The organism is Chroococcidiopsis sp. [FACHB-1243] (genome assembly GCF_014696895.1).
In the GTDB taxonomy this organism is placed as follows: Bacteria; Cyanobacteriota; Cyanobacteriia; order Cyanobacteriales; family Chroococcidiopsidaceae; genus Chroococcidiopsis.
On record NZ_JACJQX010000023.1, the window covers coordinates 92063 to 115447 of the forward strand.

25 protein-coding genes and 2 tRNA genes are annotated in these 23385 nt (G+C 44.6%); 11 read left to right on the plus strand and 16 right to left on the minus strand.

Translation table 11 applies throughout. From position 1 onward, the window contains the following. Positions 1-384: 384 nt before the first annotated feature. A complete protein-coding gene (locus tag H6G17_RS18155; protein WP_039713297.1) occupies positions 385-1443 on the minus strand; it encodes a Gfo/Idh/MocA family oxidoreductase in 1059 nt (352 codons plus the stop codon). A gap of 391 nt (positions 1444-1834) precedes the next feature. On the opposite strand from H6G17_RS18155, the gene queC reads away from it, so the two are divergent. Further along, a complete protein-coding gene (gene queC, locus H6G17_RS18160) occupies positions 1835-2530 on the plus strand; it encodes a 7-cyano-7-deazaguanine synthase QueC (protein ID WP_192159496.1) in 696 nt (231 codons plus the stop codon). A 45-nt stretch (positions 2531-2575) separates the two neighbouring features. Here queC and H6G17_RS18165 read toward each other — a convergent pair whose 3' ends face one another. Together H6G17_RS18165 and H6G17_RS18170 are read right to left on the minus strand one after the other, a co-directional pair. Beyond that, a complete protein-coding gene (locus tag H6G17_RS18165; protein ID WP_192159498.1) occupies positions 2576-3973 on the minus strand; it encodes a hemolysin family protein in 1398 nt (465 codons plus the stop codon). A gap of 254 nt (positions 3974-4227) precedes the next feature. Then, the gene (locus H6G17_RS18170) at positions 4228-4950 is read right to left on the minus strand and encodes a hypothetical protein (protein ID WP_192159500.1); all 723 of its coding nucleotides are present in this window, start codon (positions 4948-4950) and stop codon (positions 4228-4230) included. A gap of 146 nt (positions 4951-5096) precedes the next feature. On the opposite strand from H6G17_RS18170, the gene H6G17_RS18175 reads away from it, so the two are divergent. Further along, positions 5097-5169 (plus strand) — tRNA-Ile (locus H6G17_RS18175). Between the two features lie 282 nt (positions 5170-5451). On the opposite strand, the gene H6G17_RS18180 is transcribed toward H6G17_RS18175, so the two are convergent. After that, on the minus strand, positions 5452-5817 hold the full coding sequence (locus tag H6G17_RS18180; RefSeq protein ID WP_192159502.1) for a hypothetical protein: 366 nt from the start codon (positions 5815-5817) through the stop codon (positions 5452-5454). Between the two features lie 213 nt (positions 5818-6030). On the opposite strand from H6G17_RS18180, the gene pyrE reads away from it, so the two are divergent. Further along, on the plus strand, positions 6031-6606 hold the full coding sequence (pyrE, locus tag H6G17_RS18185; protein ID WP_192159504.1) for an orotate phosphoribosyltransferase: 576 nt from the start codon (positions 6031-6033) through the stop codon (positions 6604-6606). A gap of 21 nt (positions 6607-6627) precedes the next feature. Here pyrE and H6G17_RS18190 read toward each other — a convergent pair whose 3' ends face one another. From H6G17_RS18190 to glpK, 3 genes are all read right to left on the minus strand, one after another. Further along, entirely contained in the window at positions 6628-7281 is a 654-nt protein-coding gene (locus H6G17_RS18190) for a cadmium resistance transporter (RefSeq protein WP_192159506.1), read from the minus strand. 111 nt (positions 7282-7392) lie between these two features. Beyond that, positions 7393-7749 carry a DOPA 4,5-dioxygenase family protein gene (locus H6G17_RS18195; protein ID WP_192159508.1) on the minus strand — a complete coding sequence of 119 codons (357 nt, stop codon included), beginning with the start codon at positions 7747-7749 and terminating at the stop codon, positions 7393-7395. Between the two features lie 90 nt (positions 7750-7839). After that, positions 7840-9348: a glycerol kinase GlpK gene (gene glpK / locus H6G17_RS18200; protein WP_192159510.1), complete on the minus strand. Its 1509-nt coding sequence runs from the start codon at positions 9346-9348 to the stop codon at positions 7840-7842. 337 nt (positions 9349-9685) lie between these two features. Here glpK and H6G17_RS18205 point away from each other — a divergent pair, with 337 nt between their 5' ends. Further along, entirely contained in the window at positions 9686-9925 is a 240-nt protein-coding gene (locus tag H6G17_RS18205; protein WP_192159512.1) for a hypothetical protein, read from the plus strand. 11 nt (positions 9926-9936) lie between these two features. Next, on the plus strand, positions 9937-10086 hold the full coding sequence (locus tag H6G17_RS18210) for a hypothetical protein (RefSeq protein ID WP_181245547.1): 150 nt from the start codon (positions 9937-9939) through the stop codon (positions 10084-10086). Here H6G17_RS18210 and H6G17_RS18215 read toward each other — a convergent pair. The 4 genes from H6G17_RS18215 to H6G17_RS18230 all read right to left on the minus strand — a co-directional run bounded on the left by H6G17_RS18215 (position 10083) and on the right by H6G17_RS18230 (position 14413). Beyond that, positions 10083-10715, minus strand: a complete 633-nt coding sequence (locus H6G17_RS18215) for a GUN4 domain-containing protein (protein WP_242038467.1) — start codon at positions 10713-10715, stop codon at positions 10083-10085. The genes H6G17_RS18210 and H6G17_RS18215 overlap by 4 nt on opposite strands. 146 nt (positions 10716-10861) lie before the next feature. After that, entirely contained in the window at positions 10862-11827 is a 966-nt protein-coding gene (locus H6G17_RS18220; protein WP_192159514.1) for a TIGR03885 family FMN-dependent LLM class oxidoreductase, read from the minus strand. Between the two features lie 52 nt (positions 11828-11879). Then, positions 11880-13499 carry an alpha-amylase family protein gene (locus H6G17_RS18225; RefSeq protein WP_192159516.1) on the minus strand — a complete coding sequence of 540 codons (1620 nt, stop codon included), beginning with the start codon at positions 13497-13499 and terminating at the stop codon, positions 11880-11882. A gap of 143 nt (positions 13500-13642) precedes the next feature. Beyond that, positions 13643-14413, minus strand: a complete 771-nt coding sequence (locus H6G17_RS18230; protein ID WP_192159518.1) for a M48 family metallopeptidase — start codon at positions 14411-14413, stop codon at positions 13643-13645. Positions 14414-14680: 267 nt separating this feature from the next. On the opposite strand from H6G17_RS18230, the gene H6G17_RS18235 reads away from it, so the two are divergent. Continuing rightward, complete coding sequence (locus tag H6G17_RS18235; RefSeq protein ID WP_192159520.1) at positions 14681-15409, plus strand: GDSL-type esterase/lipase family protein; 729 nt, start codon at positions 14681-14683, stop codon at positions 15407-15409. Positions 15410-15710: 301 nt separating this feature from the next. Here the strand turns inward: H6G17_RS18235 and H6G17_RS18240 are convergent, their stop codons facing one another. The 4 genes from H6G17_RS18240 to H6G17_RS18250 form a co-directional block, all read right to left on the minus strand. Beyond that, complete coding sequence (locus H6G17_RS18240; RefSeq protein WP_192159522.1) at positions 15711-16445, minus strand: COG4280 domain-containing protein; 735 nt, start codon at positions 16443-16445, stop codon at positions 15711-15713. A 237-nt stretch (positions 16446-16682) separates the two neighbouring features. Next, complete coding sequence (locus tag H6G17_RS32725) at positions 16683-16922, minus strand: hypothetical protein (RefSeq protein ID WP_199316824.1); 240 nt, start codon at positions 16920-16922, stop codon at positions 16683-16685. A 67-nt stretch (positions 16923-16989) separates the two neighbouring features. Next, positions 16990-17148, minus strand: a complete 159-nt coding sequence (locus tag H6G17_RS32730) for a hypothetical protein (protein WP_199316825.1) — start codon at positions 17146-17148, stop codon at positions 16990-16992. A 204-nt stretch (positions 17149-17352) separates the two neighbouring features. Next, positions 17353-17442 (minus strand) — tRNA-Val (locus H6G17_RS18250). 20 nt (positions 17443-17462) lie between these two features. Here H6G17_RS18250 and H6G17_RS18255 point away from each other — a divergent pair. The 5 genes from H6G17_RS18255 (at position 17463) to H6G17_RS18275 (ending at position 22361) form a co-directional block, all read left to right on the plus strand. Then, a complete protein-coding gene (locus tag H6G17_RS18255) occupies positions 17463-18545 on the plus strand; it encodes a tyrosine-type recombinase/integrase (protein WP_192159524.1) in 1083 nt (360 codons plus the stop codon). Positions 18546-18683: 138 nt separating this feature from the next. Continuing rightward, on the plus strand, positions 18684-18842 hold the full coding sequence (locus tag H6G17_RS18260; RefSeq protein WP_192159526.1) for a hypothetical protein: 159 nt from the start codon (positions 18684-18686) through the stop codon (positions 18840-18842). A 72-nt stretch (positions 18843-18914) separates the two neighbouring features. After that, on the plus strand, positions 18915-19055 hold the full coding sequence (locus H6G17_RS18265) for a hypothetical protein (protein ID WP_192159527.1): 141 nt from the start codon (positions 18915-18917) through the stop codon (positions 19053-19055). A gap of 90 nt (positions 19056-19145) precedes the next feature. Continuing rightward, entirely contained in the window at positions 19146-21695 is a 2550-nt protein-coding gene (locus H6G17_RS18270) for a DUF5906 domain-containing protein (RefSeq protein ID WP_192159528.1), read from the plus strand. Between the two features lie 192 nt (positions 21696-21887). Further along, on the plus strand, positions 21888-22361 hold the full coding sequence (locus tag H6G17_RS18275) for a hypothetical protein (RefSeq protein WP_192159530.1): 474 nt from the start codon (positions 21888-21890) through the stop codon (positions 22359-22361). Between the two features lie 172 nt (positions 22362-22533). Here the strand turns inward: H6G17_RS18275 and H6G17_RS18280 are convergent, their stop codons facing one another. Continuing rightward, positions 22534-22890, minus strand: coding sequence for a hypothetical protein (locus H6G17_RS18280; protein WP_192159532.1), 357 nt, complete (start codon positions 22888-22890; stop codon positions 22534-22536). Between the last annotated feature and the right edge of the window lie 495 nt (positions 22891-23385).

Here is a 23385-nt window from a genome sequence, read left to right on the forward strand (position 1 = left end):
CAAGAAAGTTCTGAAAAAGTCAGGTTTTAATTCTTAAATGCGACTTACTTGAAGCTAAATGACCCGTTCGGCGTAGTGGCTCCCCATCCTACGGCACAGCTTCAGGTTATTGACTATATCTAAGAGTGTTATTGATTTAAGATATTTAAGCTAGAGCGATCGCCATAAATTTACAGAGCGATCGTCGTAGATTTATATTTCATAGCAATTCTCGATTGCGTGCGTGACATTTGTAGGGGCGCACAGCTGTGCGCCCCTACAGATCGCGTATTTTACCCACTCGAAAACCGCTATCAATCAGGGCGATCGCAGTATCTTCATACATAAAAAAGAAGCACGCATCCGCGTGCTTTTACCAAAAAACGTGCTATTTAAACTTGCTCGCTAAACGGCAACAATCGGATACTCGTACTCCCGTTCTGGTAGCTTCCAAGCATGACCGTCTACAGCCATTTGCTCGATTAAACTTGCCAAGCGCAAAGCTTTCAATGCTTGTTCTCCTCCTACAGAAGGCTGGCTACCACCACGCACGCAGCTAACAAAATGTTCTAACTCGGCGCAAAGTTTATCGGCGTTGCTCGTGTAAACTTTTTCAATCAAGCCATCTTGACGGTAAAGTACCTGACCGTGTTCTGTCATACAGTTAGCTGTTGTTTGACGGTGGATCAGAATCTCATTGTTCAGAAAATCTGCCTCAGTCAAAGAATTTTTACAATGGGCAGCAATGCGACGAATTTTGCGGTGAGTTACTTTACTAGCTGTCAGCGTTGCTACAATTCCATTCGCAAAACCTAGAGTTGCCGTGACGTAATCTAAATATCCAGAATCAGAACCACAGCTACCGCTAGCAGTTAGCTTCACTACTGGCGCGTCAGCTAATTCTAACAATAGGTCAATGTCATGAATCATTAAATCTAAGACGACCGAGACATCGTTGGCTCTTTGAGCAGCGGGACTCATGCGACGAGCCTCGATTGCCATCAATTGCTCCGTCTTTAAAACTTTGCTTAATTCTTGAAATGCTGGGCTGAAGCGTTCGATGTGACCGACTTGAAGGATTCTTTGAGCTTGAGCAGCTGTATTGACTAGAGATTCTGCTTCAGAAATACTAGCAGCGATCGGCTTTTCAATCAGGACGTGAACCCCTTCTTTTAGGCAGGTCATCCCAACAGCATAATGGGCGCGAGTGGGGACAGCTACGCAAACTGCCTCGACATGAGGCAGTAAATCTCGATAGTCTTCAAAAAAACGCACTCTGTACTTGCTAGCAATATCGAGTCCTCGCTCGACATTAATATCTGCTATACCCACCAGTTCCACGTCCTTGAGCAAACTTAGGACGCGGGCGTGATGTTGCCCCATATTGCCCACTCCAACCACGCCAATCTTAATTGCTTCAGGTTGGTTGCGCTGCATCTGCGGGACTACTTGCCCCTTAGACATGGTATTTTGCACTCAGTCTTCTCCTCCACCACCAAAATTTATCGTCGCTACTGCACTGCTTCTGTAATCTACATTCCAGTTATTAAGGTTTCATCTCTCAACTGTTAGAATTCAGCCAGATGATACCATAATTCTTGTCTTTGTGTAGAATCTCAAAGATTGTTAGATTTTTTTTGAGATTGTCTTGATTTTGTTACGGTTATACCTTTTTTAATTGTGATTTTACCGATGTCTCTGCGATAGCGGTATTGTGTCACTTTTTTTCCCGTCCATTATTTTGAAGGGAGCAGGGAGCAGGGAGCAGGGGGGAGAGGGGGGACAAGGGGGACAAGCGGGACAAGGGAGAAGAAATACAAACGACCAATGACCAATGACCAATGACCAATGACCAATGACCAATGACAAAGCTGTAATTTTGCTATCTGGGGGATTAGACTCATCAACGGTGCTGTACCAGGCACGGGCAGATGGCTATGATTGCTATGCGATTTCTTTTGATTATCAACAGCGACATCGCCGAGAATTAGAGGCAGCTAAGACAATCGCGCGATCGGCTGGAGTGGTTGACCATAAACTCATATCTTTCGATCTGCGGCAGTGGGGCGGTTCTGCTTTAACTGATGACAGCATCAATTTACCCCAAGCGCGATCGCTCGACGAAATGGCGCAAAATATACCCGTTACCTACGTACCAGCCCGCAATACAATCTTTTTGAGTTTTGCCCTCGCTTATGCTGAAACTTTAAATGCCAGCCGCGTTTACATTGGCGTAAATGCCCTCGATTACTCCGGCTACCCCGATTGTCGTCCCGATTACATCCAAGCTATGCAAGAGGTATTTCGTCTAGGTACGAAACAAGGGCGGGAAGGAAACGCGATCGCAATTGTTGCTCCTCTGATTCAGCTCAAAAAGACAGAAATTATCCAACTGGGCGATCGATTGGGCGTACCTTGGGAAAAAACCTGGTCTTGCTACGCAGGCGACGAACTTGCTTGCGGTGTTTGTGACTCATGCCGTTTGCGCCTAGCTGCATTTGCTGCTCTAGGGCTGGAAGATCCTTTGCCTTATGTAGTGAGTCGGGAATAAGTGGTGAGTGGTGCGTGGTGCGTGGTATTCCCTCCCTCAGCTCCCTCAGCTCTCTTTCCTCTGCTCGCTGCTCCCCGCTCCCTGCAAAAGGTGAATCTTAATCTCGTCAAGGCGGGGTCCTTCAACAGAAACGATAGTAAATTCCAGGTTTTGATAATTTAAGGTTGTGCCGACGGCGGGGATTTCTTGTAGTTGATACAAAATAAATCCTCCCAAGGTCTGATAATCTTGTCTCAGAGGTAAATCTAAATTCAATAACTTGTTGAGGTCTTCTAAGTTCATTTGTGCCTGTACCAAGTATGTTCTATCGTCCAAACTCTGGATCAACAGCTCATCGATGCTTTCTATCGCCCCTGCATCGCCAATAATCTCGGCAATTAAATCTTGTAGCGTGACTAGTCCTACGGTTCCGCCAAACTCGTTGACAACTATAATCGTGGCTCGTTCCGCACGGATGGAATGTCTCAAGCTTTGCTGCATAACGGGCAGAAGTTCGCCTAATGAGGTGTGTTCCGGTACAAATTGGGCAGGACGCATCCAGGGATAAATTTCTGTTGATAGGGAAATTTTTCCTAGAGCGAGTGGTTCTGCTAGGTCTTTGAGGTGAATAATGCCCCGTACTTCGTCCAACGATTTACCGATAATGGGGTAGCGAGAGTGTCCCGTAGCCGCAACTGCTTGCAATAGAGTTTGCAACGTAGCGTTCATGGATAAAGCAATAATTTGCGGGCGCTGTACCATGACTGCCCCAACTTTGACCGTACCGAATTCAAAAATATTATTCAGTAACGCTCGTTCTTCTGCCTCTAAGCCAGTCGATTCTCGCTCGGTAGAAATAATCAGTTGTAACTCTTCGGGAGTAACTGGTGGTCGCCAAGCTTGTCCCGTGTATTGAATACCCACCAACCGCAGCAGAAAGCGCGTAGATTGGTTGAGAATCCAGACAAAGGGCGTAAAAATGCGGGCGATCGCTTTGAGGGGTGAACCCAACAACCGCGCTAGTTGCTCGGAGTAGAGCAGCGCGACTGACTTGGGACACAATTCTCCCAGCACAATTTGCAAGTAGGCAACTAGAAAAAAAGCAACGGTTATTGAGATTGCATGGGTAACGAAAGCGCGATCTCCCCTAGATAGGGGTAAATACTCTAGCCAAGCAGCAACCAGTACGCCCATCGTACTCTCGCCAATCCAACCCAAGGCAAGACTAGAAAGAGTGATCCCGAGTTGGGTAGTAGAGAGGACGCGCTCGAGACTGCGCTGTAGCGATTGCACTGTCAGCGCTTGCCAGTCTCCCGCTTCTACCAACTGATAAATCCGCGATCGCCTCACGGAAACAAGGGAAAACTCAGCCGTGACAAAAAAAGCATTAATGGCAATCAACAACAGCACAGATAACAATCTGAGCCAAATATCTGCCCAATTCAGGGGAGGGAAAGCACTCATCTTTGATGGAGGGAGTCGGGAGTCGGAAAAGGGTGTAGGGTGTAGGGTGTAGGGTGTAGGGAGTCATTAATTGCGAATTGCGTAACGCTAAACACTGCGCTACACTGCGTTGAACGCAACGCGAGAGGCTAACACGTAGCGAGGCGATCCCGTAGGGGTAGTGTAGCGCAGCGTAAGAGTGTAAATTGCGACTTGATTTTGTCCCCCTTGTCCCCCTTGTCCTCCTTGTCTCCCCTGTCCCCTTGTCCCGTTATTTACCTAACTACAGGAATATTTAACATTTGTAACTGCAATCGCTGTTCGGGATAATCGGTCAGATGTAAAGAAATTTTCTGTACGTTGTCGAGTAGAGCAGTGGAAATGCTGAGCGTACTGGCAAAAGTTTTGCCGTTAGCTGGTAATTCCTCAGGAAAGCCTTCCGTGTTGGCGCTGAGTGTCTGTCCTCGTTCGTTGGTTACGTCTAAAAAGCTAGATAGAAACCTCACGGTTCTATCTCCTTCGTTTTTGAAGTTCATCTTCAACTGTAATGCCCCGCCAGAAAAACGTGCAGATGCAATTTCTAATGACACTCCTTCGGTTTTATGAATCATCGGAAATCCAAGCTGAGAAGACTCGCTCTCAGCCACCAACTTTGATTTTGTAGACGATCGCTTGTCGTTCTGCGGATTTTCAATTAACGGCTTCTCCGGCTTGGCTTTTTTTCCTTTGCCGTCAATTCTAGCTTTTACGGCAGCTAAGACATCGGCTTCTTTGAGCATCACCACGCCTTGCTGCTGTTGAGACTTATTTTTGCGAAATCCGATTTTCCCGGCGGGACGAGAATCGGGTTGATTTACGCCTTCAATCGCTTCATGTCCGATCGCATATCCCCAGATTGCACTTATGTAACCCCCGATCAACATCAGAAGCAATAAGATCAACGTCAGGGCGACGGTTGAATTGACTTTTCTTAATGATGCTCGCTTAATCCAAAGCATTGACTCCTTACACCAGCTTTTTACTAACGAATGAGCTAGTTATATCATTGCGGTTATGTAAATTATGTACTATTTGTCTTGTGGCGATATTAAATATTGAGACTAAACAGTTTACCTTGACAATCTAAGTTACAATATAAACTCCTCCAGGGTTGGCCGAGCGGTTGAGGCAGCGAACTCATAATTCGCGTTAGGCAGGTTCAACTCCTGCACCCTGGATTTTTAAAGGTCAACACTCAGCAAAAACTACCAAGCAGAAATTACCAGACTGGCTACTGGTAATGAGTGGCGATCGCTACAGAATCTATGATTGCATGTGGGCATTTAGAGCGCTCCCCTATTCCCGACTCAATACTTCTCGGTTATGATTGCACAGCCTTTGGAAGATCCCCCTTAATCCCCCTTCAAAAGGGGGAAATGAAGCTGTCTTTAGCCTCCCTTTTTAAGGGAGGTTGGAGGGATCGAATTCTAACCTAGCAGTATTGATTCCCGACTGGCAGATTACTTTGGATTACTAGACTTCTTAGACTCCAAAACTGAAGTTCTGTATGGATTGGGCAGATCTCGCGTGCGGATGACCGGATCGCTAGAGACTTGCTGCTCTAGTGCAGTGCGGTACAGGTCATCAGTCCGTTTCGCATCGCGATTAATTTCGTTGTCGGGAAATCCGTTTGTTCCCAACAGCCAATCAAATTGTCGTCCGAAGGAACGATTTTGGAAGAAATCACGACCGCTAGTGAACATCGCTTGCTCAAAGCGATCGGCAAGAGTACGGTTGCTTGGTTGGGCGATCGCGCTAGCCTGAAATCCAGAGACAGCAGCGATCGCGAGTAGAATAGCACTGAAGCGGTTGAATTTGATGGGCATAGAATGTCCTCTATACTGTTGCAATTTTGATTTATACTGAACTGTTGCATCAGTCTTAGCCTATTCTTCCCCGTTTTATCAATTAGCGATCGGTTATCAGTTATTAGTAGAGAGTGACTAGTAGCTGGTGACTAGTGGCTAGAATTGCTCCCTTAGCTCTCTTCTCCCCCCTGTTCCCTGCTCCCTGCTCCCTGCTCCCTGTTCCCTCAATTTATGACAACCGATTTAACTGCACTACGCCAAGAACTACTCGATCTACTCTGTCAACTTGCCTACAAAGAGGGTGATTTTGTCCTGTCTTCTGGTCAACGCAGTTCTTATTACATTAATGGCAAATTAGTTACGTTACATCCTCAAGGTGCTTTGGCGATCGGTCGTTTGTTATTATCTCTGCTACCACCAGACACGCAAGCAGTGGCAGGATTGACACTGGGAGCCGATCCCATTGTTAGTGCCGTGAGTGTGGTTTCTGCGATTGAAAATCGTCCCATACCAGCTTTGATTATTCGTAAAGAAACTAAAGGACATGGTACGAGAGCCTATATTGAAGGTCCAGTATTACCAGATGGTGCTTTGGTTGTGGTTCTAGAAGATGTTGTCACGACTGGACAATCGGCAATGAAAGCAGTTGAAAGATTGAGAGAGGCGGGTTACAAAGTTGAGGAAGTTATATCGTTGGTAGATAGAAAACAAGGTGGTGCTGAGTTATATGCAGCGCAAGGATTGAAGTTTCGGACATTATTTTCGATTGAGGAGCTTCAAGCGCGATATCAGCAAATAAATTCTTAAAATTGCTTAAATATTATTAGTTCAAGCTGAAAATATTAGCCCGAATGTGCCTCTTTCATACAGAATAAATAAACCTAAGCCAATCAATATGAAAGGAACTATCGGTTGACCGTAACGACTTAAAAGATTGGCAATGGTGGGTTGGCGAGTTAATAAATAGGCGATCGCACACCAAACTCCTACCATCGAAAAAAATACAGCAAGGATTATCCCTAGACTAGCAATTTGACTACCAGCAAATAACGGAACGTAGATACTAATATTATCGCCACCATTAGCAACTGTTACTGCTGCAACTTTATAAGTATGAGGGTTCAGAAGACTTAAAAGAAAAGAAAATGTGGGATTACGATCGCTCGAATTTTCAAAGCTGATTACTGTTTGTACTTGTGCGGCTTCTGTGTCGCGATCCACGAGTTGCTTAACCCCAATTGTTATCGGCAAGAGTCCTAATAAACCAATCCATTCTCGCGGTACGATTAAACCACCAAAGAAACCTGGTAAGCTAGCCAAAACAATAGTTGTAAAACCGAGATACTGACCGATAACTATATGCCGACGACGAAAATCAGCATTTATTTGAGAGAAAAAGAGTAGCAAGACAATAATATCATCGATATTTGTAGCAATAAAGGCGATTAAACCTTCTGCAAAAGCCATGCCAATTCTACTCATTACTGGTTAAATTCGTTTGATGTAAAACAGGCAAATGTCAGCATATCAAATTGATATAATATGACCATTTTGAGTTTATCTGTATTCTAAAATTTGTATTTTCTCTTAAAATTAAGTCGTTTTAATGGCTCGAAGAAATTCTATATTTAGCTCTAACTTTTCTCCCAACCATAGAGCATGTTTTGTATGGTCTGCAACATCATTACCTGTTGTTGGATGGACTAAAATATCCAATCCTTGACGATGCAACATTAACCAGGAAACAATCGCACCAAACTGTTCTGGTAAAAAGGCAACTTGATACATAGGTTTGGGATGGGGACCAATAGGATTGTCATGCCAGCGCCCAAGCCTCACGTCGAATTTTGTACTCAATTCTTCACGTACACGCGCTGCTACTTCGCGACTTTGGCGATCGTAATAGACATGAGCGTGAAAATCTGCTATCTCCTTTGTATCTTCTAGCATCGCTTTTCGCTCCACTCATACTTAATACTAGTTTGACAAATCAAGAACTGGGATCGCTCAAAGATCGCAACAACAAATCAGAGCATAAACTCAGAGATGAGATTCATCAATCCAATGCTGAGCGCGGTTGACAGCTTTAAGCCAAGTGTGAAAATTCTCCTGTGCTTGAACTGCACCCGTTCCTGGCTCGAAAATTCGGTCGATTTTCCGACTGCGACACAACTTTTGATAATCAGTCCAATAACCGATCGCCAATCCAGCACCAAAGGCTGCACCTTGAGCCGTTGCTTCTAACACGACTGGACGCTCGATCGGAATTCCGAGTGCATCGGCTTGAAACTGCATTAAAAAGTCATTTTGACAAGCCCCCCCATCAACTTTCAACACTTCGATCGCTTTGCTAGAATCTCGATTCATCGCCTCGATCGCCTCTTTTACCTGATAGGCGATCGCTTCTAAAACGGCTCTAACCATGTGTTCGCGCTGTACGCCGCCTGTAATTCCCAGAAAAGCACCCCTGGCGCTCATATCCCACCGAGGCGCACCCAATCCACTTAATGCTGGGACGAAGTAAACACCGTTATTATCTGTAACTTGGCGCGCCAGGTGTTCGGTTTCGGCAGCTGAATCGATCAGCTTCAAACCATCTCGCAACCACTGAATGCAAGCACCTGTCGTAAACATAGCCGCTTCTAAAGCGTAACTCGTCGCCGTTCTTCCGTTTGCTAAAACTTGCGTCCAGGCAACAGTTGACAATAACTGGTGATGCGATCGCGTCAGTTCTTCACCTGTATGGGCGATTAAAAAACATCCCGTCCCATACGTACATTTCACCATACCAGAGCGATCGCACCCGTGGGCAAATAGCGCTGCCTGTTGATCGCCAAATACCGCTGCGATCGGAATTGCTTCCCCCAGTAGTTGCGGATCGGTTTCGCCAAACATGCCCAAACTAGGCTGAATTTGCGGCATGAGGCGATCGGGAATCTGAAATAAATCGAGTAGTTGCGAGTCCCAATTTCCTTGCGCTAGATTCATCAACATCGTGCGGCTGGCATTACTCCGATCGGTAGCGTGAATCTTGCCACCCGTTAATTTCCATAAGATCCAAGTGTCGATCGTCCCAGCCAGAATATTATCCAAATTTAGATTTTGATTCCGTACCCAATCGAGCAACCACGCAAATTTAGTTGCCGAAAAGTAGGCATCGACAATCAATCCAGTCCGTGCTTGAATTGTCTTTGCTTGTCCTTTTGCTTGTAATTGCCGACACATAGACGCGGTACGCCGATCTTGCCAGACAATTGCTTTATGCAAGGGTTTACCTGTTGTCTTATCCCACAACAAACAGGTTTCTCGCTGCACCGATAACCCAATTGCCGCGATCGCACTTGCTGAAACACCTATTTGTTTGAAAACTTGTTGTATACAAGTATAAGTATCCTGCCAAATCTCTTCAGGAGCGTGTTCTAAATAGCCAGGTTGAGGATAATATTGCGTCAGTTCTTTATAGGCTTGACCAGCGATCGCACCTTCAGCATCGAATAAAATTGCTCGATTTCCTGTCGTGCCTAGATCTAATCCTAGAATGTATTGCATCAGTTATTCAGTTATCGTAGGGGCGGGTTTAGCAACAGATTCACGGTTATCGTAGGGGCGGGTTTAGCAACAGATTTACCAGTCCAAGCAATCAATCTTTGCCCAAAACCCACCCCTATATCAACAGATTCACGGTTGGTTACGATCGATCTTTGCCCAAAACCCGCCCCTACATCAATTATCAAATGACAAATTCTAATTTATGAATTATCTTGTCACTTTTTGGCATAACATGCAGCGATCTTGACAAAATACGAGTATTAGTTGTCAGTTATCAGTTGCTACACACCACTCAACTACCAACTACCAACTACCAACTACCAATTACCACTCTCCCATGAACCTCAAAGCAATTATCTTTTCATCTGTAGTAACTGCCGCAATCGGTGCAGTCGTTGGTCTAGCTGCGGCGAGAATTGGTCAACGTGACTTTAATCAGTTGAGGTTTGAGGGGAAACATTATGAAGGAATGCAAAACAAATATGTTTTGGTTGGTGCTAGCGTAGGTTTAGCCGTGGGGTTGGGACAAGAGTGCGTTCGCCAACTCAAGGCAGAAAGAGATCGAGAGACGGAGTAGTAAGAGCGAATATGCCCCCTAAACTAAAATTTAGCTTAATCGGCTTGCTGGCAATTGGTACAGCAGCAACGTTCGCTACATCCTACTCTTACTTGGGGATGGCTGGGATCGCTGTATTCTTGCTAGCTTATTTGTCCAAAGGAATGAGAAAGCACGGTTAAAGCTGGCAGGTGATTAACCGATTGAAGAAATAGTTGGTCATTTTTGCCCCAAAGGGAGAATTCCACCAGCGGGAGGGATGGCAACCAATGGGTGCTGTGAGGGTATAGTCAAGATCGTCGCATTTGAGCCATTTGCGATTCGATCGCCAGCCGACGCGATCGCCAAAGGACTCAATGATTTGATAATCTTGGTTAATTGTAGTTTCTATAGAGCCGCCAATACTTTGATAAATTCGCGTTTGGACGCTAAAGCCAAAGCGACCGTTACTATATTTGCACCACAGATTATCGATAACTTGTAGTTCGTTACAGGGAAAACTTCTGATTTGTTCCGGGGTAATGGATTCTAGTTCTAACTCTCCCGTCACAGCTTGAATGAGGCGAATCGTTTCCCAGTCCGCTGCATGGAAATTTCCGGCAGCTAGCAATTCTTGTAGCTTTTTGTAGCGGTAGACATCAGCTACTAGCAGAAAATTGTCTTCCGACCGAGCGAGGCGATCGCCCAAGTTTGATAGCATTTGAGACATTTGTGCTAATTGTGCCTCTATTGCTGCTAAACGGGCGATCGCTTCCGATTCTTTAATTTCACTAGACATGGAAAACCTCACAATTAGGTTGTCATTTGTCATTTGTCATTTGTCATTGGGAGACAACTAGTGACGAATGACAGTTGTGATGAACCATTCAGGGTTGCTAAGGCAGTCAAATGAGCTTTCTATATCTTTCTATAGATCGGCAAAAATTTAAAGCTAAAAGTGATGATTTATGGATAAATTTAATGACCAAACACGGGTAACACTTTCTCGCCAAAAACCTGAATAAATTGTTGCTGTTCGCAGTTGACGTTGTGTAGCAGCAATTCATCAAATCCCAACTCTACATCTTGCTGCAACCATTCTATATGTTGCTGCGGATCGGCAGAGATGCGAACGTGTTCGTTCATTTCTTCTGGTTTGACAAACTCGCCAGCTGCATCAAATTGCTGGGGCGATCGCAATTCAGTCATGAGAATATTTTTGAAAATATTACTGCGCCATTGCTGATGAGCTTTTTGCCTTGCCATATCCTCGTCGCGATCGTAGGATAGCTGAACTTTCAGCAGCATGGGTTTACCTTCTCCCCCACCCCGACGAAAGGCATCGACGATTTGTTTGAGTTTCTCTGGTGGACGAGAAATCGTAATTAACCCATCTGCCCAACTTCCCAGCCATTCGGCAGTTTGAGCCGTAACAGCAGCACCGATAATTAAGGGTGGCATTTCGGGACGCGAATAAAGTTTTGCTTCCTCAACGCAAACTAGACCTCTGTGAGTCACGGTTTCTCCGCGCCACAAAGCCCGCATAATATCGACGCATTCTTTTAAGCGAGTATTGCGATCGCTTTTACATAACCACTTATCTCCTGTAATAGCTTCATTAAGTGCCTGACCGCTACCTACAGTTATCCAAAAACGCTGGGGAAACATTTCTGCTAATGTAGCCGCCGCCTGAGCGATAATTGCCGGATGGTATCGCTGTCCTGGGGCGCAGACCACGCGATAATTTAATGCAGGAGTCGCTTGCATCGCCGCACCCAACCAAGACCAAGCAAAACCGCTTTGACCTTGTTGTTCGCTCCAAGGGTGAAAGTGGTCGGAGGAAAGAGCATGGGTAAAGCCTGCTTGTTGAGCTATTTGCACGTATTGCAACAATTCACTAGGCTTGAATTGTTCGTGGGAAGCGTGATATCCGATTTTTGCCATTGGGGGAGTAGGGAGTAGGGAGTAGGGACGCACCGCGATCGCTCAAATTTATTTAATTCACCTGGAACCAACGATAGCCATAACCCGACACCTCGATCGCTTGAGAATTACAATCCATTTGTTCGTAGGGGCGATCGCTAAATACATCCAACAGATGCGGGTATTCTGCCGATTTCAAGCTAATAGTGCATGACTGCGCGGATAGATTATGAACGGCAATAACTGTATTTCCATTGTGTTGAGAACTGTGAGCAAATACGCTTGGTTCCTCTGTAGCGATAATTTCCCACTTACCAGAGCCAAATTCTGGATATTGCTTGCGGGTGCGGATCGCCCGTTCCATCCAACTGAGAATTGAATTAGGGTCGCGCTGTTGGGAAGTCACGTTGAGTTTTTGGTAGCCGTATTCTCCTGTGGCGATCGCCGGACGCGCTAATTTGTCTGCTGGTGCAGAAGAGAATCCACCGTTTACTCTACTTGACCATTGCATCACCGTGCGAACGCTGCCGCGACCCTCTAAAGAGAGATCGTCACCCATGCCAATTTCTTCGCCATAACGCAGCATTGGCGTACCAGGCAGGGTTAATAGCAGGCTGTAGACGAGTTCTACTCGCTGGCGATCGCCCCCAAACATGGGTGGTAGCCTGCGCCGAATTCCTCGCCCCCACATCTGCATATTTTCTTCGGGAGCAAAAGCTTGAAAGATTTCTTGGATTTCGGATTCGTTGAGGCGATCGAGCGTTAATTCGTCGTGGTGGCGGACGAAGTTGAGCCATTGACAGCTACGATGAGCGTCGGGTAAAGTCTTGAGTCCGTCAATCAGAGTCGCTGCATCTTGTCGCGCCAATGCCAAAAACATATGCTGGTTCAACAGGAAGCTGAATAGCAATTGCATTTTGTCACCATTGCCAAAATATACGGGAATTTGGTCTGCATCGACATTAGCTTCAGCAAGTAAAACCGCATCAGCTCGCCGCGAGACGAGAAATGCTCGCATGTCGATCAAAAACTCTTCTAAGTCTTCCGCCTTTGCCTCGGGAATGCCAATTCCCATAATTAAAAAAGGCGCAGCATCAATCCGAAAGCCAGAAATCCCCAACTCCAACCAAAAGCCCATGATTTTACAAATTTCTTCCCTCACTGCTGGGTTGGCAATGTTTAAATCTGGTTGTTCTTTGTAGAAATGATGCAGGTAATACGCTCCTGCTTGCTCGTCATAATCCCAAAGGCTATCTTCCACATCGGGAAAAGCAATGTGCTTGGGATCGGCTGGCGGGGGATTGTCCGACCATACATAATAATCGCGATATTTGGAGTTGCGATCGCTCCTTGCAGCTTGAAACCAAGGATGCGCGATCGATGTATGGTTGACGACAAGATCGACTATGACTCTAATTCCCCGTTCCCTCGCCTTGTGCATGAACTCGACAAAATCACCCAACGTCCCCAACCGAGGATCGACGCTGTAATAGTCCATCACATCGTAGCCGTTATCGCGGTTAGGCGAGGGATAAAAAGGTAACAACCACAAACAAGTGATTCCCAACCCTGCAAGATAATCTAGCTTTTGGGTCAGTCCTGGGAAATCACCCACTCCATCGCCGTCCGAGTCCATAAATGTCTCGACATCGAGAGAATAGACGATCGCGTTTTTGTACCAGAGATTTTGCATGATGAAGTGAGTAGTGAAGGATTGGAAGTCGTAGGGGCGGGTTTTGAGCGAAGATCTATTGCCGTCAGCCATGATTCTTTTGCTAAACCCGCCCGTACAGGAGTCGGGTGTTAGTTGTTTTGGTCACTGGTCACTGGTCGCTGTTAATCGTCGTCGTCGCCTTGGAGTCTGGCAATGCGATCGCTGGTGGCTGGGTGGGTACTCAAAAAGGCTGGGACTGAAGATTGGCTGCGTAATTTTTCTAGAAAGGCAATCATCTGATTTTGGTCGTAGCCAGCTCGTTGCATATTCTCAAATCCCAGCCGATCTGCTTCAAATTCTGCTTGACGGCTGCGGGGACGGCGCACGCCGAGTTCAACTCCCAAGGCTACGACTTTGTTGCGATCGACTCCCGCGGCATTGGCTAACCCTTGAGCGATCGCAGTTTGTCGCATTTGCTCTACTGTATGACGCGCCGCAATATGTCCGATTTCGTGAGCCAACACGCCAGCAAGTTGTGCTTCGTTGTCTACGGCTTCTAGTAAGCCTGTGGTGACGTAAACAAAACCCCCAGCAGTGGCAAAAGCATTGATGCTTTTATCCTGTACTACTTGAAAGGTATAGGGAATATTGGGACGAGAGCTAGTTTGAGCTAATTTTTGACCGATGCGGTTAACTTTGTCGTTTAAGGAGCGATCGCGCACGGGTTGAAATTGAGTGTTAAGGAGTTGTTGGTTAATTTGCTTGCCTAACTCTACTTCATCTTGGTCAGAAATCCTGTAAAGTTGGATGACTTGCGTTCCTTGCTGGAATAATTCTGTCCACGGAACCGATAAGGCTACTTCGGGAGTCCCTACACTAACACCTAATGCAGCTATCGAGCCAAGTACTGGATAATACCAAGTACGACGAGCAGATCTAGAAGTCTCAATCATATGCAAATTGGGAGAAACAGCTACAACACAATCTCCAAGCCAACCAACCCGAGCAAATTGCTCTCTATCTTTACTCGTTAGATTCTGTAGCTTTTCTTTTCTCAATGTCATCCTACTACTTATAGAGTTTTTGAATCAGTTCTCGGGGAGCGATCGAGCGATCGAGCAGGGGAGCAACCGTCTTCACGGAGTGTAGCGCCGCGCGTTTACGAGCGTAGTGCCGCGTTTACTGTCAAACATCAACAAATTACCCATTACCCATTACCAATGAAAATTTTATTTTTTTCTCTCGGATTTAATGTTCTATGTTTAGTGTTAACAACATTATTTATCGCTAAAAAAGGTGGTATTTCTTATTTACAGCTTAAATTTTCAAGGCTTAAAAAGAAGCGCGATTGCCTTCGTCTTCAAGTTGCTAATCCGGTCTATTACTTGCAAAGAGTTAGTCAATTCCAACTTGCACCAATATTCAATTCAGATATTGTGTTTTTGGGAGATAGTATTACTGATGAATGCGAATGGTCTGAGTTGTTAGAAAATCCTCATGTTAAAAATCGCGGTATCTCTGGCGATACTACTATGGGAGTGTTAAATCGTCTTGAGGACATTGTGAGTTCTCAGCCAGCCAAAATTTTCATAATGATTGGAATTAACAATTTTATTCATTACCAGCGAGCGGCAGTAGAAATTTTGGTAGATTATCAAAAGATTATCGTTGAGATTTGCGATCGCAGTCCTAATACGGAAGTATTTATTCAAAGTGTTTTGCCAATCAATCGGGCTAAATCTGGGTTGAATGTCAGCGATCGCGAGATCTTACAATTAAATTCTGCTCTCCAAAAACTAGCAACAGAATATTCACTCACCTATGTCGATTTATATTCTTATCTCTCGGACGAACAGCATCAACTAAAGGAATGTTACACGCTAGATGGAGTGCATTTAAACGGTCAAGCTTACTCGATTTGGAAGCATGTTATAGAAAAGTATGTATAACAGATAAACTAATTGTAAATACGCTACCTTCACCTAAACTTCAGATCGAGTCCAACTACCTACTTCTGCATCAGTCAAAGGTTTCTCCAATTTGACATACTCAGCTTGGGCTGCACGTAACAAGTGTTTCATCTGCACGGATTCCCTTGTTCATCTTTCTACTAACTCATTAAGAGAAAACTAAGATAAGGTTACTTTACGATTTTGAGAAGTTAGCAAAATAGTACAGATATGGATTTGGATCGCGCAAAGACGCAAAGACGCAAAGCAACCTTGGCGACTTTGCGTCTTTGCGTGAGATTTATCCGATCGCCTTTTCTTGTTCCTGCAATCCCGTCCGCCAGCGCAGAATTGAAGCCGCAGCAACCATCAGTAGACCCCAAACCAAAGGCAACCACAGCATTGCCAAGCTACCCGTATACCAGTGGAAATCTAGTCCTTCCCCTAACCAGTAAATGCCAAATCCCATCAACAATATGGCGGCGAAAAATTTCATTAGCTTCACGGGAATTTGATTTAGGGGATGGCGCAGCAGAAAAGCAAATCCCAGCAATCCCAATCCCGCAGTTCCCGCTCCCGCGATCGCATCTAACCATTTTCCTGCCGCTACGCCTAGCGCCACAATCGCCATCGCAACTTCCAAAGTTTCCAGCAGCGCACTTTTAAAAGTTGTGACGATTGCCAACCAATTCCAACCCGATGATACTTCTGTCTGTAGTTGTTGCTTTAACTGTTCGTCTTCGTCATCTTTTGGTTTGAGGATACCACCATAATATCGCACCACCGATCGCGTCCATTTTTGTCCAAAGGTGATTAAAAATCCTCCTGCGACAATTTTGAGCAAATCGAGAGGAATGAGCGTCAGACTTTTGCCTAAAACGAGGGAGGCGATCGCTGTTAGACTAATTCCGCCAATTGTACCCAGCAGCGCATTATGCCAACCTGCTACCCTACCAACAACGAGCGCGACTCCCAAAATTTCAACGAACTCAATAAAAGCTCCGGCAAAACTTCCTAGAAATATTTCCCAATTCATATTTTAATGAGTAGTGGTAATTGGTAATTGGTAATTGCTCCTCTGTTTCCTTGTCCTCTCCTGTCTCCTATTTTTTGACTTTTAACTTTTGACTTTTCCTCTAATCTACTTCCTAAAATAGGGGTTTCAGTAATTAGTTCTCTCCAACTGGTTTGAGATAACAATAGTAACGTCGAGCCTATAGAAACTACTAACATCACTAAAGAGGCAGCCGCAGCGTCGCTGTAAGAGACATTTTCAGTACAACAATCCCGCCTCCTGAAGTAATCCCAACGTTCTTTTCAAATCGGATAATTGGCTGAGATCGATCTTGGGAGGTTGCAGCTGTTGTAGGGGAACTTGTTTTTGGGAGACTGGAATTTCCCGTACAAGCGGATACTCGTAAAATTGTTGCGTCAAAAATTGTTGCGCTTCTTGACTGAGTAGATAAGCAACAAACTTCTGGGCATTGTTTTTTTGGTCGGTCGTTTGCAACACTGTTACGCCTGCGGCATTAATTAACGCTCCTGCATCGCCCTGCGTGTGGTGGATTGCTACAGGAAAGTTAGGCTCGTCTTTGGTAATTGTTGACTAAGCCTAAAGCAATCTCTCTTCGTCCCAAAGCTTCGACGATCGCCGAGTTCCCGTCGTAAGTTTTCGCACCATTGGCTTTCATCGCTTTTAACCATTTTAGGGTTTGGCGATCGCTTTCCATAATTCGCATAGCACTGATAAAAGATTGGAACCGCAGCAATGACTGCTGAGACTTGCCTCATTACTCTGGAAATTCGTATCTCGAACTTATCTCAATTTTGGCTCCAGCCATGCCTAAAAATAACCAATTTGGCGTTGCTTATTAAGAATGAGTTCGTTCCAACTGCAAAGGATAGAAATGACAAAACCCTCTGCTGGAGGGAGTTTCGGCTTATGGACGTAACTGGATTCGAACCAGTGACCTCTACGATGTCAACGTAGGCTGAAACACCTACCAGCTAAGTGATGCCGCTACTTTTACTCCTATCTTATGGTGTACTAAAAGTGGCGAAAAAGAGAAAGAAATCCTGTCATGGTACTTGCAGCGTTGAGGTTGTAGGCAACGCCATTAGACTAAGATTTAGTTTAGATGGGAGACAGAAAGCGTTCCATCCAGGTTTAAGTGACACGCGAGAAAACCGCAAAAAAGCAGCACTGATAGCTAAGCAAGTAGAATTTGATTTAGCTACAAACGGCTTCGACCCCTCACTAACTCGTTATAAAAACAAACCTGAAGCAGCAGCAACTCTAAGCTGTCTGTTTGCAGGTTTTATTGTGTTTAAGGAGTCGCAAGTCTATTGCAGGACTCTAGGAAAATATCACGCCTTAGCCAAACACATAACTGATAGTGGCATAGGAAACAAACTAGCAACAAATTTGAGCGAAGTTGACATCGCTAAATTAATCGGATATCTCAAGAAGCAATGTCAACTCAAAGCCGTAAAAGAAAGGCTAAGGCTTGTACGTGCTTGCTTGGAGTGGAAAGGAATTGAGAATAGATATTTAGACGCAGCAATTAGAGGCATTAAGCCTCATCCCAAGATGCCAGTAACACCATTCACCAAGACCGAGGTGCAAGCAATTCTAGAGGCACTTTTTATAGTAAACCCTCACTACGTCCAATTTGTAAAATTTTTACTGCTAACAGGTGTGCGGACTGGTGAAGCCAGAGCGTTGAAGTGGGAACACATAACAGAGTCAGGAATCTGGATAGGTGAGTGTTTGACGCATGGGGAGAACAGACCAGCTAAGTGCTACAAAGCCAGGATAATTCCCATCAACGAACGACTCAGGGAATTACTAAATTTCAATTGCACCCAAAATCATAACGAGCTAATTTTCACAACTCCAACAAGCAGACCAATAGATGAAGATAATTTCGCCAATAGAGTTTGGAAACAGACTTTAAAGTTAGCAGGAGTGCGCTACAGAAGACCGAACAACTGTAGAGCTACTTTTGTTTCTCACGCCTTACAGAATGGTCTAACGCCTGTAGAAACGGCTGCAATTACAGGGCATAACGTAGAAGTGCTTTATCGGCATTATACAGGCTTAGTTACTCAAGCTTCATTACCGGAATTGTTTTGAGTTTGATACTTTTTCTGCCTTTTTACATAGAAAGCATTAGTGTTTGCCTGAAAGTGCGGCTCAAAAAATCTAGTTTTTGTATGCCACAATATAGATATAAAGTGACGTAAATTACCTCTATATTTCAACTGCAAAATTATGTCAGCTCAAGTTAAAGAACGGACGACAATCTATCTCGAACCACAGGTAATGGAACTATTGAGAAAACGAGCAGCCAAGAATCAATGGTCGCTTGCACATACTTGTGAATCTCTGCTGACCAAAGCACTGAAATACAACCCGAACAAACCAGCATAACAAAGCAAAAATAGGCAAGAGCTGTGAACTCCTGCCCACACCATCAAAATTTCTTAGGAGTTCAAATGTATCATGTCTGAGAACAATCGACCATCGGTAGAAAAGCCTAACCCAACTACCACTTGGGAGCAGGCTTTTTGGCACGTAGTACACGAGCAGGATTTAAGGAGAGAAATCGAGCAGCGAATTGAATCACTCCTTAATCCGTCATAAAAATTGATAAACCCCGCCTGGTACGCGAGGTTCAGAAGAAAAATAAATTTCACGTTCGAGCAATCACTTTCGATTACTACTAGGAAAATTATGACACAAGACACAGGTAATGTTTCGGAATGTAAAGAATCTGTAACAGCTTCACAACTAGACATTCAGCAGATTCACGCACACCTCAAAGCTCTAGGCTATACCGACAAACACGAAACGGTCTTTCTAAGAGCAATCACCTGCAAAAAGCATCCCCAAGGTAGCAAAGCTGAAAGATTTGAGATGCAAGCAGGGAACATAAACTTAGACAAAATCGCAGAGTTGCAATGTAAAGGATACGGAATTTATATTGTTCCAAATCGCGCACATGATGACCAATCAGTTACAAGATGCCATGCTCTCTTTGGTGAATCGGATGAAGTTGAAGGACTAGAGCAACAGCAAAGATTGTGGGCGCAACTAGGACTACCACTAACATTAGCAGTATGGAGCGGTGGCAAATCACTACATGGGTATTATGCCTTCAGCCCCAGCGAATATATTAGTACGGAAGATTGGAAAGAATTAACTTTAGATTTAATTGAGCAACTTGGATTGGACAAGCAATGTAAAAATCCCTCTAGGCTCATGCGGTTAGCTGGCTGCTACCACGTATCCTACGACCAAGAAGCTAATCGATTTATCTATAGTCCTTCCAAAATTGTCGAGGTCAGCGATAAAACTTACACATTCGATGAACTGCGCTCGGCTATCAAGCCAAGGGAGCAGAAGAAACCCCCTCGTGTACATCGAGAGGTTACTGAAGAGAACGAAGTTGAGGAAACACAAGACAGCGATACCGATGGAATAATAATTCCCATCCGGCAAATCTTACCAGGAAACACGCGCAAGCTACTCGACAAAGGAGTTAAAGAGGGCGAACGGAATGGTACTGCATTTAAAATCGCAGTAGAAATCAAAGCTATTGCAGATTGGCTAGAGGATAATTATTACTCCTATGACGAAGATGAACCGATGGAGCTGCTGAGGCAGTTCTCGGAAAAATGCAAAGGCAAAGACAAGCTAGACGAAACAGAACTAGAAAATGTTTGGAGAAGCGCCAGCAAAGAGCCAAGGGATTCTTCGCTGTCACCCAAAACTATAAGGAACCGAGTTGAAGGCTACCTCCAAGATTTAGAGAAGAGTGAAAGCGGCGTTGAAATTCCTCATGTTGAACAAGCTTTTCGAGATTTATACGAGGGGAACCAAGACCCGACAATTTATTTTGGAGGCGATTTTTATCGCTGGACAGGCAAGTACTACAAGAAGGTTGATTTAGATTCAGAGCTGAAAAGAATAGGTCACTACTGTAGAAACTACGCTGTCTATGATGCTAAAAAAGATTTGATGGTGTATCCGCTGGCTAGCCCAGCGGCAGTAACTAGAGTAAAAGACTGGAGCGCAATACATTTATATGTCAGCCCAAACCAGGTAGACGATGGAATTCTAAACTGTACCAATGGATATGTAAAGCTCAATTGGGAAGACAATGTTGCTTATTGGGACTTGATACCGCACACTCCAACTATCTACTGTACTTATGAGCCGCTGTTTGAGCGCAATCTGAATGCTGACGAATCCGAATGCGACCGTGCTTTACTTGCGCTAGAGGATAAACAAAAGTCGATATTCTTGCGAACGGTAGCTGCTGCACTGGACATCGACACTGTAAGAAGATACAAAGGTAGAGCGGTAAAAACATTGTTATTGGTTGGTGGTGGAGCTAATGGTAAGGACACCTTAAGAACGATGGTAGAATTGTTGTTCGGAAATCAAGGTATGACTTCGCTCTCTATGAGCGCCTTTAGGCAGTATGACCAGGGCAGGTATTTTGCTTTGAGCGGACTAATCCACTCCAAAATTAATTGGTGTAGTGAGAATACCGGATTTCAAAGAATAGACGGGTTGGAGAGTTTAAAAGCCGCGATTACTGGCGACCCGCTCCAATGTGAAAGGAAGAACGTAGATGCCAAAGCCTTCAACCCCAAAGCTATATTCTTTTTCAACTTCAATAAACTACCGCAGGTTACTGGAGGAAGCGAAGCTATTGAGTCGCGATACGCAATCCTGAAGCTGGAGAAAGTCTTTAAGACCAGACCAGACCTCAGCCGTGGAGAATTACTAGCAGACCCAAGATTTAAGTATGATAGAGAATTTCTCTGTAAAGAAGTGATGCCAGCATTCTTAAACAAAGTGCTAGCGGCGTTGTTGGAGTTGATGAATGAAGGTATTGACTACTGCCCAATCCAAGATGAAATGCAGCAGCTACGTTATGACTCCAACCATCTCTACCAGTTCCTAGATGACAGTGGATTTGTCGTCGAGCCTGGTGCAGAAATCTTGCTCAACGAAATCTGGATAGCACTGCTGGAATGGTATGCCAAGCAGGGGATTTGCGAACTGGACAGCAGCAAAAAAGTGCTGAGGTGGCACGACCAAAGCCCTGATTATGTGAAAGCTTCGAGATGCCTTGCACCAAAATTAGAAGAACTAAACCCTCAAATCAAGAAGTCGGATAAAAACAAACAAGGAGCTATCATTCAAGGACTGCGCCGAGTAGCTCCAGCTAATGATACCTCCTCCTACAAACCTAAAGGACGTTTAACCTGATGTGTTACAAAAGTTAATGACGCAAAGGTGACGCAAAAGTGATGCAAAAGTGATGCAAATTTTTTCGCTAAGGCTTTTACTGTGTGAGCTTTCTAGCCATTTTGGTGATGCAAATCTAAATGGTGACGCAAATTTCCACGAACATCCCTCGAATCAATTTATAGTTGAGACAGGGGCAATAAGAGTTTTTCCATGATTAAACGACCTTACCGAGCGACGGAGTTGGACATAACCAAGGATGAAACTTTTGCCTCGGCTTATGAGATAGCAAAAGAACATTTGGGTTGGGACTCCAGACGTTATGTGGAAGCAACAGAGTTGGCAGGCGCTATCACTGTTTATTGGTTTGAGCAGTTGGACGGTAGCTTCAGGGTACTGTCGTTGAAAGCTCCAAACAAGAAGGTGCTTCTTGGCTTGGAGAAACACAAGCTGGAAATCTTCGAGGCATTCCGCAAAACAGCCAGGGTCGAAAGGTTACTGCTCAGCACCAAACACAACCCCTTAACAGTGGACCAATTGCTGAAGACATTTCCTGGCGATGACAAGATAATCTCCTCAGCTATGGGAGATATCTACATAGTGTTGCGGTTGGGCTTCCCTGTCGAAAAAGACTGGTTCTACATCATGCCTCACCCCTTCTTCGACAGTAAAAACAAAAAAGGCTGATGCTGCAAAATTTTGCGTCACCTTTTTATTTTGCGTCACCATAATGGCTGTAATGCTCGCCTAGTCTAGCTTGCAGCCGATTTTTTGCGTCACCTTTGCGTCACCTTTGCGTCACCACATCTGCGGAATTCCGCACATAGCTGTAGCGGGACATTTCTCAAGCTGAGATTGGTTAGCTGAGATGCTCGTTGTTTCGCTTCCGAAGTTTCCAATTTTTAACTACCTTCATGTATTCCTTGGTTGCTTTTAGGTGTTCCTGATTTTGCTTAACGTGTTCCTGCGAAGCTTTGACAAATTCCTCTGTTGAGTTCTCATTTTGCTTCCGAGCAGCCTGGGCGTGTTTCAGCGAAGTATCAGCGTGTTTTTGAGCCGCATTACCGTATTTTTCGATTAACTCTCCGTGTGTACTCTGTGGCTCTCCAAGTTGTTGTAAGAGCTTTCCAGTTTCCCTTGTAGACTTAGCCTGTTTCTGTGAGGTTATGGCGTGTTCCTCAGCAGCCTTTGCATTCTCTTCTGACACCTCATGCATAAACTCACCTACTACATCTAAGCTTGTCTAGTGTAGCCCTGGTGTCAGCTTCTACTCATCCTGCAATTGGCTGAATCTTCAATAAGCAGCTTAAAAAAAATTCCCACCAACTAGTATCGCGGTAGGAACGGGGAGAAGGAACGACATGGACACCATATTTTATTGCCTTATTCAATAGTTATGTACGTCATCGTACTTTTCCTCAACCGATAGGCTGGATAAATTGTCACAAGCAGTTGTTAATTAGAACACATACTAATTTTTACTGTGTGTACTCTATTGTCTAATTTTTATTGGAGAGATAAGTAAGCTGTCATGAAAAAACCAAACTATGTAAAGATAGATAAATCTGGAAAAGACGCAGAACAAATGTATTAGGGAAGCGAGTAAAATGGGCGCTCGTTTAAGGGTATTTCTGACTCGTGAGCAAGACAAAACTCTATTAAACTTGAGAACTGCGGATGTACCACAAAAAGTCAAAGATCGAGCAGAGAT

Coding starts and splice junctions, on each gene's coding strand:
- H6G17_RS18155 (WP_039713297.1), bottom strand. CDS start 1,443: ATGTCTAAGGGGCAAGTAGTCCCGCAGATGCAGCGCAACCAACCTGAA.
- queC (WP_192159496.1), top strand. CDS start 1,835: ATGACCAATGACAAAGCTGTAATTTTGCTATCTGGGGGATTAGACTCA.
- H6G17_RS18165 (WP_192159498.1), bottom strand. CDS start 3,973: ATGAGTGCTTTCCCTCCCCTGAATTGGGCAGATATTTGGCTCAGATTG.
- H6G17_RS18170 (WP_192159500.1), bottom strand. CDS start 4,950: ATGCTTTGGATTAAGCGAGCATCATTAAGAAAAGTCAATTCAACCGTC.
- H6G17_RS18180 (WP_192159502.1), bottom strand. CDS start 5,817: ATGCCCATCAAATTCAACCGCTTCAGTGCTATTCTACTCGCGATCGCT.
- pyrE (WP_192159504.1), top strand. CDS start 6,031: ATGACAACCGATTTAACTGCACTACGCCAAGAACTACTCGATCTACTC.
- H6G17_RS18190 (WP_192159506.1), bottom strand. CDS start 7,281: ATGAGTAGAATTGGCATGGCTTTTGCAGAAGGTTTAATCGCCTTTATT.
- H6G17_RS18195 (WP_192159508.1), bottom strand. CDS start 7,749: ATGCTAGAAGATACAAAGGAGATAGCAGATTTTCACGCTCATGTCTAT.
- glpK (WP_192159510.1), bottom strand. CDS start 9,348: ATGCAATACATTCTAGGATTAGATCTAGGCACGACAGGAAATCGAGCA.
- H6G17_RS18205 (WP_192159512.1), top strand. CDS start 9,686: ATGAACCTCAAAGCAATTATCTTTTCATCTGTAGTAACTGCCGCAATC.
- H6G17_RS18210 (WP_181245547.1), top strand. CDS start 9,937: ATGCCCCCTAAACTAAAATTTAGCTTAATCGGCTTGCTGGCAATTGGT.
- H6G17_RS18215 (WP_242038467.1), bottom strand. CDS start 10,715: ATGACAAATGACAACCTAATTGTGAGGTTTTCCATGTCTAGTGAAATT.
- H6G17_RS18220 (WP_192159514.1), bottom strand. CDS start 11,827: ATGGCAAAAATCGGATATCACGCTTCCCACGAACAATTCAAGCCTAGT.
- H6G17_RS18225 (WP_192159516.1), bottom strand. CDS start 13,499: ATGCAAAATCTCTGGTACAAAAACGCGATCGTCTATTCTCTCGATGTC.
- H6G17_RS18230 (WP_192159518.1), bottom strand. CDS start 14,413: ATGATTGAGACTTCTAGATCTGCTCGTCGTACTTGGTATTATCCAGTA.
- H6G17_RS18235 (WP_192159520.1), top strand. CDS start 14,681: ATGAAAATTTTATTTTTTTCTCTCGGATTTAATGTTCTATGTTTAGTG.
- H6G17_RS18240 (WP_192159522.1), bottom strand. CDS start 16,445: ATGAATTGGGAAATATTTCTAGGAAGTTTTGCCGGAGCTTTTATTGAG.
- H6G17_RS32730 (WP_199316825.1), bottom strand. CDS start 17,148: ATGCGAATTATGGAAAGCGATCGCCAAACCCTAAAATGGTTAAAAGCG.
- H6G17_RS18260 (WP_192159526.1), top strand. CDS start 18,684: ATGTCAGCTCAAGTTAAAGAACGGACGACAATCTATCTCGAACCACAG.
- H6G17_RS18265 (WP_192159527.1), top strand. CDS start 18,915: ATGTCTGAGAACAATCGACCATCGGTAGAAAAGCCTAACCCAACTACC.
- H6G17_RS18270 (WP_192159528.1), top strand. CDS start 19,146: ATGACACAAGACACAGGTAATGTTTCGGAATGTAAAGAATCTGTAACA.
- H6G17_RS18275 (WP_192159530.1), top strand. CDS start 21,888: ATGATTAAACGACCTTACCGAGCGACGGAGTTGGACATAACCAAGGAT.
- H6G17_RS18280 (WP_192159532.1), bottom strand. CDS start 22,890: ATGCATGAGGTGTCAGAAGAGAATGCAAAGGCTGCTGAGGAACACGCC.